The organism is Granulicella mallensis MP5ACTX8, assembly GCF_000178955.2.
Lineage (GTDB): Bacteria > Acidobacteriota > Terriglobia > Terriglobales > Acidobacteriaceae > Granulicella > Granulicella mallensis.
In genome coordinates this window covers 4,100,779-4,113,749 of sequence record NC_016631.1, presented here as the reverse complement: position 1 = coordinate 4,113,749, position 12,971 = coordinate 4,100,779, and the positions used below count along the sequence as shown (strand labels likewise).

General features: G+C 57.2%; 5 protein-coding genes. All 5 read left to right on the top strand.

Annotated elements, in window-relative coordinates; genetic code table 11:
* The first annotated feature begins 160 nt into the window (after positions 1-160).
* The 5 genes from ACIX8_RS16180 (at position 161) to ACIX8_RS24695 (ending at position 12,676) form a co-directional block, all read left to right on the top strand.
* Positions 161-739, top strand: coding sequence for an anthranilate synthase component II (locus tag ACIX8_RS16180; protein WP_014266444.1), 579 nt, complete (start codon positions 161-163; stop codon positions 737-739).
* Positions 736-2,202 (top strand): anthranilate synthase component I family protein, encoded by a 1,467-nt coding sequence (locus tag ACIX8_RS24705; protein WP_014266443.1) that lies wholly within the window; start codon positions 736-738, stop codon positions 2,200-2,202. The genes ACIX8_RS16180 and ACIX8_RS24705 overlap by 4 nt, the downstream gene beginning before the upstream one ends.
* A gap of 1 nt (position 2,203) precedes the next feature.
* On the top strand, positions 2,204-2,854 hold the full coding sequence (locus ACIX8_RS24700) for an aminotransferase class IV (RefSeq protein WP_014266442.1): 651 nt from the start codon (positions 2,204-2,206) through the stop codon (positions 2,852-2,854).
* An 83-nt stretch (positions 2,855-2,937) separates the two neighbouring features.
* Complete coding sequence (locus tag ACIX8_RS16170) at positions 2,938-7,572, top strand: non-ribosomal peptide synthetase (protein WP_014266441.1); 4,635 nt, start codon at positions 2,938-2,940, stop codon at positions 7,570-7,572.
* Positions 7,565-12,676: a non-ribosomal peptide synthetase gene (locus ACIX8_RS24695; protein ID WP_052310636.1), complete on the top strand. Its 5,112-nt coding sequence runs from the start codon at positions 7,565-7,567 to the stop codon at positions 12,674-12,676. Before ACIX8_RS16170 ends, ACIX8_RS24695 begins: the two co-directional genes overlap by 8 nt.
* The last annotated feature ends 295 nt before the right edge of the window (positions 12,677-12,971 follow it).

The following is a 12,971-nucleotide window of genomic DNA, read 5'->3' as shown; positions in this document are numbered from 1 at the left end:
AATGTTATTCAGTACCACGGGAAAGAAAATAATAAAATTTGTGCGCTCACTTGCTTTTGAAAAGAGTTCGCCTCAATTCTTCAAATTTTGAATCGTTTGGTCGGCGTGCCTGCAAGGGTGCAAATAATAATTCAACCAATTCATTTAAGGCAGGGATGCAGTGAAGATAGCTCTAATCGACAACTATGACTCCTTCACGTATAACATTCGCGACTTGATCTATCGCGTCTCCGGGATAAGCGCCACAGTGTTTTGCAATGATGAGATCAGTTACTCTGCCTTCGCGGATTTCAATGCCGATTGTGTCGTGATTTCCCCCGGCCCTGGCCATCCGGCGCGTGCGCGGGATTTCGGAATATGCGCTGATATTTTGCAGCATAGCGAAAAACCGGTTTTTGGCATCTGCCTGGGACACCAGGGCATTGGCGTGGCATTCGGGGGGAAAGTCGATCTTGCCCCGCAACCTGTACACGGACAAATTGCCGTGATTTCCCATGAAGGTCAAGGTTTATTTGAGGGGATCCCACAACGCGTCAAGATGGTCCGCTATCACTCTTTGATTGTTGATTCCGATCTGCCCGAACCGCTCTATAAGACTGCCTGGACCGATGAGGGACTCATCATGGGGCTCCAGCACCGTGAGCGAAGCATCTTTGGCGTTCAATTTCATCCAGAGTCCATCTGTTCGGAGTTCGGAGAAACCCTAATGGCCAATTTTCTCAGGGAGGTGAAGCTTTGAATTTTCAACTTGCAAGCCGCAAGCTTCCTTTATCTTCCACACCAGCCCGAATCTATGAGGCCCTTTTCATAACCGCGCCTTATGCTTTCTGGCTTGACTCCAGCCGCCACGATACCGGGCAGGCTCGCTTTTCATTCCTGGGAGCGGGCGACGGTCCTGAATCCTATCGAGTCGAGGGCTTCGTGGGTCGCGGTACTACTATCCTGCGGGCAGCGAAAGAGCCTGAAGAGTTGGAAGACGATGTCTTCAAGGTCACTGAACAGCATCTGGCGTCAATGACTGTGACAACAGATCAATCGCTTCCTTTTGATTTCAATGGAGGGTTTGTCGGGTATCTCGGCTATGAGCTGATGGAGATCACAGAGGGGGTACCCGGGCACCCGAGCATGATGGCTGACGCAGCGTTGCTGTTTGTCGACCGCTTTCTCGCCGCCGATCACACGAACGACGAGCTTTACCTCGTCGCGCTTCACAGGGGGGACGCAACAGGCGTGGAAGCCTGGTTTTCCTATGTGGAGGACGTGCTTCGTACCTTACCCGCGTCAGATAGGGTTTGCGAGACACGCCCACCGCTTCTCCGCCCGAGCGATATCGAGCCCTTCCTTCTCCATGACAAAACTTCATATCTGAATCAGATAGCCGTAGCAAAACAGCAGATCCTTAAAGGAGAGTCCTATGAGATATGCCTAACCAATCGAGTGCGTGTCCCACTTTCCTCCTACTCTCCAGCCGACATCTTTAATACCTATTTGGCACTACGTGAAATCAATCCTGCACCGTATGCCTGCCTGTTGCATTTTGGCCAGACCAGCGTTCTCTGCAGCTCGCCAGAGCGTTTTTTGAAGATTACCCCGGACGGCATGGTGGAAACCAAGCCGATCAAGGGCACGACACGGCGGAGCGCGGATAAGTTTGAAGACGAGTCTAATCGACAGCAACTACTCGACGACGAAAAATTCTTTAGCGAAAATCTGATGATCGTAGACCTGCTACGCAATGACCTTACCCGCTCCTGCGTCGCTGGCTCAGTGCATGTACCGTCGCTCATGCATGTCGAATCCTATGCCACGGTCCATCAACTGGTGTCGACGATTCGAGGAACTCTGGAGCAGTCGCCGGTAGGATGCGTCGCAAGATGCTTTCCTGGCGGCTCGATGACCGGAGCACCCAAGAAAAGGACCTTGGAAATTATCGATAGCCTGGAGCAAACACCGCGCGGAATTTACTCCGGCGCAATCGGTTACCTATCCCTAAATGGCGGGGTCGATCTGAATATTGTTATTCGGACGGCAGTGATTAACGAAAATATTGCTGAAATTGGTGTGGGAGGTGCCATCATTCATCTTTCCGACGCTCAGGAGGAGTATGACGAGATGTTGCTGAAGGCGCTCGCTCCTTTCAGCGCCATCGCATTGCTGGCCGCTCCTGGAACCGAGGAACAAGAAATCAAGCGGAGTGCCTAAGATGCATTTCTATCTGTTCGAAACACTTTACGGTTCAAGGGACACGGGTTTGCGCTATCTGGACCGTCACCTCTCCAGGCTTGCGGCGAGTGCCCAGACCTTAGGGTTTGTCTGTGATCTAGACAGCATTCGGAAAGAAGCGCTTTGCAGTGATGAAGCGCTGGCCCAGGCTGGACCATATCGGTTGCGTATTAGTCTTGAGCGTTCGGGAGTTTTCGAAATACGGCGTTATCCCCTGCAGCCGATTCATTCCGGACCTGTAAGGCTGCTGCTGGGATCGGATTGGGGATTCGCTTCACAAAGCTCTTCTAATCCGCTCCTTCGGCATAAAACTTCCATCCGCGACGAATATGACCGCGGATGGAAGTTAGCAGAAACCAAGGGTGCTTTTGACATGCTTTTTGTAAATGAGCGTGGCGAAATTACCGAGGGCGGGCGAACAAACCTTTTTTTATATATAGACAACAACTGGTGGACACCTCCGCTTTCCTCGGGAATTCTGCCCGGTATCATGCGGGACATCCTCTTGCAAGATGGGCAGTTCGATGCCGCAGAACGGACGCTTTTTCCTGAAGATCTTTTCAACGCCAAGCAAATTCTGCTGTGTAGTTCGTTGCGCGGCTGCATGGAGGCGAACTTAGTTCGAAGTTAGCGAATCCGGAATTCGACAGTGACCTTAGCAAACTGCAATAGCCCGGAGTTCACACACATTCACTTATTAAGGCTGCGTGGTAGATGAAAAAGACACTCGACACAGAACGCGAAGAACTTCTCAAACTGCTTCGTGAGAAGAGGGCTCGGCAGGCCGGTGGCCAGGGAGGTTTAATCCCTCTGCCCCGGGAGAGCGCGTTGCTGCTGTCGGAGGTGCAAGAACGATTGTGGACGCAGCAAGCCATGGGGGACGGAGTTCGCTGGGCGATGGGTGGTGCGCTGGAGCTGACTGGACCTCTAAACGTGGAAGCGTTGCGTGCTGCGTTGAATGCGCTTGTGGAGCGGCATGAACCACTGCGGACGCGCTTCGTTCCCGGCGAAAATGGCCGACCGCAGCAGATGATTGACGAACCGACTGAAGCTGATTTTCAGGTTCAGAAGGCAGCGCGTTCGCAGGTGGAAGCTTTAGTTCGGGTGCATGAGGAGCAGGTGTTCGATTTGGAGCGGGGCTCCTTGTTTCGAGTACTGCTGGTAGAGATCAGCGCAGAGGAGCATGTGTTGTCGTTGGCCATGCACCACATTGTGGCCGATGGCTGGTCGGTTGATGTACTGGTACGAGACATGCGGGAGTTGTACCGGGCGAAGGTGGAGGGCGATGCGCCAAAGTTAACGCCGCTCGGGATCCAGTATGCAGATTGGGCCGTATGGCAGAGAGGGCTGGATCTGAGCGGGTCGATAGGGTACTGGAAGAAAGTTTTGGCTACACCTCCGGCACCGCTCGTACTGGCCGGAGCTCCTGCACCGAAGGAGAGAGGTGATGCGCAACAGGTGGTGCGAGCGATGCCCAGGAAGCTGGCCGAGGCGCTGACTGGCTATGCGCGCGATCGTCGCGCAAGCTTGTTCATGGTGCTTACGGCGGGATGGGCGCTTGTGAGCTACCGGCGGACTCGGGTCGCTGATCTATTGTTGGGCACGACGGTGGCTGGTAGAGAGCGGTTGGAACTGGAACCACTGATCGGCTTTTTCATCAACATCGTCGCTTTGCGACTGCACCTGGACGGGGATCCGAACGGGCACGAATTGGTGGATAGAGTGCGCCGCACGATTCTCGACGGCTTCGAACACCAGAGTGTGCCGTTTGAACGGCTTTTGGCTGAGGTTGAAGGTCTGCGGCAGTCTGACGGTGGCTCGCCAGTGCCGATTATGCTGCGCCACCAGAATTACCGACAGGCCGACGTACGGTACTGGGCCGGAAATCTGGAAGCACTTGTATTTGAAGGGAACCGGATCAGGCAGGCGACGAGCGACCTGGACCTGCAATATTTCGGGGAAGAGGTGGAGCTGACAGTGGCAGCCGAGTTCGATTCTGCCAGGTTCGATGCCGCCGAGGTTGGAGCGCTGCTCGATGAGTTAGAGATAGTCTTGGGTCGGTTGGTTGCTGAGCCGAGCTCTCGCTTGTCGCAGCTGATCGAGCTGACGTCCGAGGAGCGTGTCGCGCAGGAGTCTGCGCTGCTGGGTGCGGAGCGCGTCTGGGAGACTGGCAGCATCATCGGACTGTTCGGAGAGCAGGTGCGTTTGCGCCCAGAGGCTGTAGCCTGCCGGGATGGGAAGCTCTCGCTGACCTATGGAGAGCTGGACCGGCGTTCGGGGCGGGTAGCCCAGGTTCTGGTGGCACGCGGGGTGAATGCCGGCGAGCGGGTTGCCTTGTATCTGCCACGAGGGGTAGACCTGGTCGCAGCCCTGCTTGGAATATGGAAGGCCGGTGGGGTATATGTGCCTGTAGATCCGGGCTATCCGGACAGTTATGCCGCACGAATTCTGGCTGATGTCGAGCCCAGGGCGATCGTAGTCGAACGCGAGCAATCGCATGGTTTCGACCTTGACGATGCAAAACTCATCACGCTCGATGCGCTGTGGGACGAGCAGGAAGAAGAGCCATGGCAGCAGGGGCCGGAGCCGGATCTGGAAGATCTGGCTTACATCGCCTATACCTCGGGCTCGACCGGAAAGCCGAAAGGTGTTCAGGTCGAGCACGGTCAGTTACTGAACTGTTTGCGGAATCTGTGGGAGACCCTCCCTTTCGCTCCCGGAGAGCGGGTGGCGCAAAAAACGGCGACAGGTTTCGTAGTGCACCTGAAGGAGATGTTTTCCGGGCTGTTGGCGGGGGTGCCACAGTGGATAGCCTCGGATCTGTTGGTACGGGATACACCTACATTTGCGCGGGCCCTGGCCGAGCAGGAAGTGACACGGTTGAATCTGGTGCCCTCGCAACTGAACGCACTGCTTGCATACCCGGAGCATCTTCACAGTCTGCGGTATGTGGTCACTGCGGGCGAGCCCTTGCCGGAAGCTCTGCGGACGCGGTTTGCGCAGTTGTTGCCGGAGGCACACCTCTATAACAACTACGGCACGACGGAGACCAACGATCTTACCTACTTCCATGCAGCCGGGCCGGGCATATCGAGCGAGACACGTGGGTCCGGGAGCGTCGCAATGGGGATACCCATTGCGAACACGCGGCTCCATCTGCTCGGGGAAGACGGTCAACCGGTGCCGCCGGGTGTTGTCGGAGAGCTCTGCGTGGAGGGCGTGCCGATAGGGAAGCATGGCTACTGGCGTCAACCGGAGTTGACTGCGGAACGCCAGGTGTCTAACCCATTCAACGGAGACGGCACTACCCTTTTCCGTACCGGGGATATGGCTCGGCTCGGCCGCGGTCCCGTACGGCAGCTGGAATACATAGGCCGAGTCGATTTTCAGGTCAAGCTTCGGGGCCAAAAAGTTGATCCGCTTGGGGTGGAACAGGTGCTGGGGCAGCACCCCAAGCTTGCGCGCGTCGCGGTGCAGGGCTGGAACTCGGGTATGCCCGATGCTCTTTTGGCCGCCTATTATGTTCCGCGTCTGGGGGAGGCTTCGCCGGACCGCAACCAACTCCATCGCTGGCTTACCGGGCGTCTCCCCGCGCATATGGTGCCAGCAGTTTATGTGCCGATGGAAGCAATGCCCCTGCTCCCGAATGGCAAGTTGAACCGGTTTGCCTTACCTCGCCCGGAGCCTGCCGTCGCTCCCGTCCCTGGGCACCATCCGCCGGAGGGCGTACGCGAGCAGACCCTGGCCAAGCTTTGGGCGAGCGTGCTTCAACTCCCCATCGAACAGATAAGTCGCGAGGACAACTTCTTTGCCATCGGCGGCAACTCACTCCTCGCAGTGCAGCTCCTCGAATGTATGCGCAACGAGGGCCTGAAGGTCGATGGGCAGCTTCTTTTCAACCAGACCACTCTGAAGGCTCTGGCTGAAACAACAGAAGAGAAGGATTTTTTTGAAGTTCCACCAAACCTGATTCCGCAATCGTGCAAAACGATCACGCCGGAGATGCTGACTCTGGTGACTCTGAGCGCGGCGGAGATCGAATCTATTGCCGAACGGATACCTGGGGGCTCTTCGAACATTCAGGATATTTATCCCTTGGCTCCGCTTCAGGAAGGTTTGCTGTTTCAGCATATTGCCAATACAAAGGGCGATCCGTACTTGTTGAGCAACATGCTTGCAGTGAAGAGCCGGGAAGATGCGCTTGCCCTGCTTGATGCCCTGCAGTCTGTCGTGAACCGGCACGATATCCTCCGCACGGCAGTGCTTTGGCAGGGGTTGCGTGAGCCTGTTCAGGTCGTGCTGCGCAAGGTGGCCATACCGATAGAAGAGATTGAAGTACCCTCAACGGCGATCGATATCGACGATTACCTGCGCGCACGATTCGACGCACGGCACTACCGTATCGATCTTGATAAGGCGCCCCTGCTGAGGGCCTGCCTCGCAGAAGATCAAGTGCATGGCCGCTGGATCGTGCTGCTGCTGTTCCATCACATCATCATGGATCGCGTGTCGTTGGAGCTGGTGCAGCAGGAAGTTGGAGCGCACCTGTACGGAGAAGCTGAAAGCCTGCCTGCCGCGCTGCCTTATCGCAATTTTGTCGCACAGGCCCGGCTGGGAGCGGATCAAACACAGCAGGAGAGCTTCTTTCGAGCTATGCTGGGCGATTTCGATGAGCCGACCGCTCCATTCGGTATCTCCGGCGTGGAAAGCGAAAGCATGCATGAAGCCTCCCGGCCGCTAGATGCGAAGTTAGCTGCGCGCTTGCGTGAGCATGCGCGTGCGCTCAGTGTAAGTGTCGCCGTTATATTTCATCTGGCGTGGGCATATGTTCTGGCGGAAACTGCAGGACGCGAAGATGTTGTGTTCGGCACTGTACTCTCGGGCCGCATGCATGCGGGCGCGGGAGCCGACCGCGTGCTGGGTCTGTTTATCAACACTCTACCCATCCGTATCCATATCGGCGAAGAAAGTGCGCAGGATCAGATCAGGCAACTTAGCGACACCCTGGCGGCATTGTTGTCGTATGAGCAAACACCTCTTGCATTGGCGCAAAGATGCAGCAACGTACCTGCACCCCGCCCTCTGTTCCTAAGCATCCTCAACTACCGGCACTATCGGAAGTTGAGGATGGACGAACCGATCGAACCATTCTCTATCGAATCTCTTGCTGCGCACGATGGGGGCGACTCTCCCGTCACGCTGGCGGTAGACGATACAGAAAGTGGATTTGTGCTGCGAGCCTGCGTGGTCCCAAGCCTGGATGCAGAGCGTATATGGACTTACATGAATAGTGTCTTAGAGCAGATTGCCGAGGCGCTGGACGAGGAAAATAGTGAACAACATGCGTGAAATTGAGCCCGCGATGAAGGCTAAAAAAAAGACACGCCGCATTGGCAAACTCGAGCTACTCACGTCGGAAGAGCGTCAGCGGATACTGGTGGACTGGAATCAAACCTCGCATCCACTGCCCGAGGTCGTACTTACCGCTTTGTTCGAGGCGCAGGTGGAGGGGAGCCCCGAGTCGACGGCGTTGGTGTTTGAGGAGGAGCGGGTAAGCTACGGGGAGTTGAACTGTCGCGCGAACCGTCTGGCGCATGAGTTAGTGGCTCTGGGAGTTCGTCCGGACGACCGTGTGGCGATCTGCGTGGAGCGCTCGGTGGCGATGGTGGTGGCGCTGCTGGGGGTTCTGAAGGCAGGTGGAGCGTATGTTCCTCTGGACCCTGCGTATCCTGTGGATCGTCTGAGCTACATGCTTGCGGACTCCGGACCGGTAGCGGTGCTGACGCACGGGGCGGCGCGCGAGACCCTGGAGCAAGCGCTGGGTAAGTTGGAGGTACCCGTCCTGGACCTCGATCTGGAGGCCTCGTGGCACAGCCGGCCGGAGACCAACCCCGATGCGCAGGCACTAGGACTACGGTCCTCGCACCTCGCCTATATCATCTATACCTCCGGATCCACTGGAACCCCCAAAGGGGTGATGGTCGAGCACCGGAACGTCGTTCGACTCTTCCACGCCACTGCCGACTGGTTCCACTTCAACGCCACTGACATCTGGACGCTCTTCCACTCCTTCGCCTTCGACTTCTCGGTATGGGAGATCTGGGGAGCCCTGCTCCACGGTGGACGACTCATCGTCGTTCCCCAGATCGTCACACGCTCGCCCCGGCAGTTCTATGAACTGCTCTGCACCCAGCACGTCACCATCCTCAACCAGACACCTAGCGCCTTCCGGCAGCTCATCGCGGCGCAGGAAGAGAACCCTCTTCAACACAGCCTTCGTTGTGTCGTCTTCGGTGGAGAGGCCCTCAATGTCAGCCTGCTCAAGCCCTGGTACGAGAGAACACAGAATCAGGCCTGCCTGCTGATCAACATGTACGGCATCACTGAGACCACCGTTCATGTCACCTATCGCGAGCTCACCGCTCTGGACGCCGTCTCCCTTACCGGAAGTCCCATTGGCAGACGGATCCCCGATCTTCGTATTTATATTTTGGATGAGCAGCGGAAGCCGGTGCCCATCGGTATGAGCGGAGAGCTCTACGTCGGTGGTGCGGGGGTGGGTCGCGGTTATCTGAACCGTGCGGAGTTGACGGCGGAGCGGTTTATTGCGAGTCCTTTTGTGGCTGGGGACCGGTTGTACAAGACGGGGGACTTGGCGCGGTATTTGTCTGACGGGAACATCGAGTATTTAGGGCGGAACGATTTTCAGGTGAAGATCCGCGGGTTTCGGATCGAGTTGGGGGAGATCGAGTCACTTCTGTGCCAGCATGCGGGAGTAGGGGAAGCGGTAGTGGTGGCGCGTGGGGCGGCAGAGGACAAGCGTCTTGTGGCGTACTACACGGCGGCGGTTGGAGCATCGGTGGAGGTGGAGTTGCTGCGTGGTCATCTGAGCGCGACCTTACCTGGGTATATGGTTCCGTCGGCGTATGTTCGGATGGAGAGCTTTCCTCTGAGCCCGAACGGGAAGCTGGACCGGAAGGCGCTACCGGCGCCTGACGACGAGGCGTATGTGCGGCGTGGCTACGAGGCTCCTGTAGGGGAGATGGAGGAGACCGTAGCGCGTGTCTTCGCGGAGGTGCTGGGGGTGGAGCGGGTGGGCCGCAACGACAGCTTCTTCGAGCTGGGCGGCCACTCGCTGATGGCGATGCGGGTGTTGAGCCGTCTGCACAGTGCGAAGCTGCGGATCGATGTCCGTGATCTGTTTTCCTATCCGGTGGTACAGGATCTGGCGGCAAGGATTCCTTTCCTTGAGCTTGCACTGCTGCCGGCGATCGAGCGGGTGCAAGAGCATCAGGATCTGCCGCTGTCGTTCGCGCAGCAGCGGTTATGGTTTTTGTCGCAGATGGAGGGAGTCAGCGAGGCATATCACATGCCGGCAGCGCTACGTCTGAGCGGAACTCTGAACCAGGCAGCGTTGCAGTTTGCGCTGGACCGGATCGTGGCCCGTCACGAGGTATTGCGAACGCGCTTCGTGGTGGTGGAGGGCGAGCCTGTGCAGCGGATCGATGGGGCGGAGGCAGGCTTTACGCTGGAACGTCGGGATCTGTCCGGAGTACCGGATCAAGAAGAGCGGCTGTCTATTCTGGTGGTAGAAGAGGCCAGAGCCGGGTTCGATCTGGAACGAGGCCCGCTGGTTCGTGGTTGCCTGGTGCGTCTTGGGGAGCAGGAGCATGCGCTGTTGGTGACGATGCACCACATCGTATCGGATGGCTGGTCGATCGGCATTTTGGTGAAGGAGTTCGGGGCGTTGTATGCGGCCAGCTGCGCGCAGGAGGTGGATCCTCTACCGGAGCTTTCGATCCAGTATGGGGATTACGCGCACTGGCAGCGCCAGTGGCTGGGCGGGGAGGCGCTGGAGCCACAGGCCGAGTACTGGGGCAGAACGCTGTCGGGTTCTCCAACGTTACTGTCCCTTCCGTCGGACTACAGACGCCCAGCGCAGCAGAGTTATGCAGGCGGCCGGGTAAGCCTTGAACTGGATCGGGATCTGACGGAGAGGTTGAAGGCGCTGAGCCAGCGACACGGTACGACGCTGTTCATGACGGTGCTGAGTGGTTTTGCGGTACTGCTGTCGCGCTTGTCGGGGGAACAGGACGTTGTGATCGGTACACCGGTAGCGAACCGGACGCAGCGCGAGACCGAGGAGCTGATTGGTTTCTTCGTCAACATGCTGGCGCTGCGGGTGGACTTTACGGGTCAGCCGACGGTGAGCGAACTTCTGAAGCGGGTTCGCCAGACGTCGATCGGAGCGCAGGCGCATCAGGAGCTGCCGTTCGAGCAGGTGGTGGAGCGGCTCAAGCCGAGCCGGAGTTTAGCGCACAGTCCGATCTTCCAGGTGATGTTCGCGTGGCAGAACAATGAGGTGTCTGATCTGGATCTGCCGGGTCTGCGTCTGTCCGGATTAGAGAGCGAATCGTCTGTAGCGAAGTTCGACCTGACGCTTGATCTGAGCGAGACGGATGCTGGGATCGTAGGGTCTCTGGAGTATGCGACGTCTCTGTTCAGGTCCGAGACGGTGGAGCGTTACGGACAGTATCTGGTTCGTCTTCTGGAAGCGATGACGCGTGGCGAGGACGAGCGGGTATCGCAGCTGTCGATGTTGCCTGCGGAGGAGCGTGAGCAGCTGCTGGTGGAGTGGAACGCGACGGAGGTGGCTTATCCGTCGGAGTCGACGGTGCATGGACTGTTCGAGGCACAGGTGGAGGGGAGCCCCGAGTCGACGGCGTTGGTGTTTGAGGAGGAGCGGGTAAGCTACGGGGAGTTGAACTGTCGCGCGAACCGTCTGGCGCATGAGTTAGTGGCTCTGGGAGTTCGTCCGGACGACCGTGTGGCGATCTGCGTGGAGCGCTCGGTGGCGATGGTGGTGGCGCTGCTGGGGGTTCTGAAGGCAGGTGGAGCGTATGTTCCTCTGGACCCTGCGTATCCTGTGGATCGTCTGAGCTACATGCTTGCGGACTCCGGACCGGTAGCGGTGCTGACGCACGGGGCGGCGCGCGAGACCCTGGAGCAAGCTCTGGGTGAGTTGGAGATACCGGTCCTGGACCTCGATCTCGAGGCCTCGTGGCACAGCCGGCCGGAGACCAACCCCGATGCGCAGGCACTAGGACTACGGTCCTCGCACCTCGCCTATGTCATCTATACCTCCGGCTCTACCGGTCAGCCCAAAGGCGTCATGATCGAACACAGGAATACGATTCGACTAATCTCTTCGTTTCCGTGGCTTACATCTGAGGACGTTTTCCTTCAGCTCTCATCCCTTTCCTTCGATGCCTCAGTGTTTGAAATCTGGGTGTCCCTGGTTCGTGGAGCACGGCTGATTATCTTTCCGCCGGAGAAGCCAGAATTAAATCAGATTCAGACACTTATCTATCGTCATAGCATCAGCGTCCTATGGCTGACGGCTGCTCTCTTCGATCTTGCTGTTATCGAGATCATGGACAGTCTCCAGACAGTACGTGTTCTGCTGGCAGGAGGAGATAAGCTTAGCCCGCTTCATGTCAGTAAGGCTGTGAAGGCCTTTTCGGGAACATCGTTGATCAATGGCTATGGGCCGACGGAGACGACGACATTCGCAACCTTATTCACTGTGAGTTCCGTCGGTGACACGTCGATTCCGATTGGCCGTCCCATCAGCAACACGCGAATTTACATTTTGGATGTTGAGGGTGAGCCAGTTCCAGTCGGTGTTGCGGGCGAGTTGTACATCGGCGGGGCGGGAGTGGCACGTGGTTATCTGAACCGCGCGGAGTTGACGGCAGAGCGATTTGTGGCGAGCCGATTTGTGGAGGGAGACCGGTTGTACAAGACCGGGGACCTGGTGCGATACCTGCCTGACGGGAACATCGAGTTTGTAGGGCGGAACGATTTTCAGGTGAAGATCCGCGGGTTCCGGATTGAGCTGGGGGAGATCGAGGCACGTCTGCTGGATCACCCTGGCGTGAGCGAGACGGTGGTAGTAGCACGTGAGGATGACCAAGGCGATAAACGTCTCGTAGCCTATTACACGCCGACAAAGGAACTGAGGGTCGAAGCAGGGATTTTGCGGGCACATCTGAGCCTGACGCTTCCGGAGTATATGGTGCCGTCGGCCTATATGGAGTTGGAGTCTTTTCCTCTGAGCCCGAACGGGAAGCTGGACCGGAAGGCGTTGCCAGCGCCGGATGACGAGGCGTATGTGCGGCCAAGCTACGAGGCGCCGGTAGGTGCTCTTGAAGAGCATTTGGCGACTATCTGGTCGGAGGTACTCGGCGTGGAACGGGTAGGCCGCAACGACAGCTTCTTCGATCTGGGTGGCCACTCATTACTGGCTGTACGGCTGAGTTCTCACGTTAGAGATGAGTTGGATGTGGATTTAAAAATTGGCGATATATTTGAGAGCCCCGTGTTCAGCACTCAAGCCGCATTACTTGAGGAACTTATCTTCCAATCTTTTGAAGTAAGTGATCTTTCATAAATACTTCTGCATCGGCAACACCTGACCGGGGTTCTGCACGTTGATTGCATTGCTGGAGATTGGCAGTAATTCTGCTGCCAATCTCGACGCTCCTGTTTCTGTAGACCCGCGGGAATGTAGTTAGTCGACACCTCACTACGTGAGGTGTAAGAGAACCACGTTATTAGTCTTCGGCTCGAATGGATGGCAGCAATGAAACTGGAACTAAAAAAAACGGATGTGACTCAAGAGCAACGCGACAAACTTTTTGCTTTAGCTAAGGCAAGAGCCAAAAAGAAGCGAGGCTCTTTAATTG

Excerpts from the sequence above, each read along its gene's own strand:
- ACIX8_RS24700 (WP_014266442.1), top strand. The coding sequence starts at position 2,204 with ATGCATTTCTATCTGTTCGAAACACTTTACGGTTCAAGGGACACGGGT.
- ACIX8_RS16170 (WP_014266441.1), top strand. The coding sequence starts at position 2,938 with ATGAAAAAGACACTCGACACAGAACGCGAAGAACTTCTCAAACTGCTT.
- ACIX8_RS24695 (WP_052310636.1), top strand. The coding sequence starts at position 7,565 with ATGCGTGAAATTGAGCCCGCGATGAAGGCTAAAAAAAAGACACGCCGC.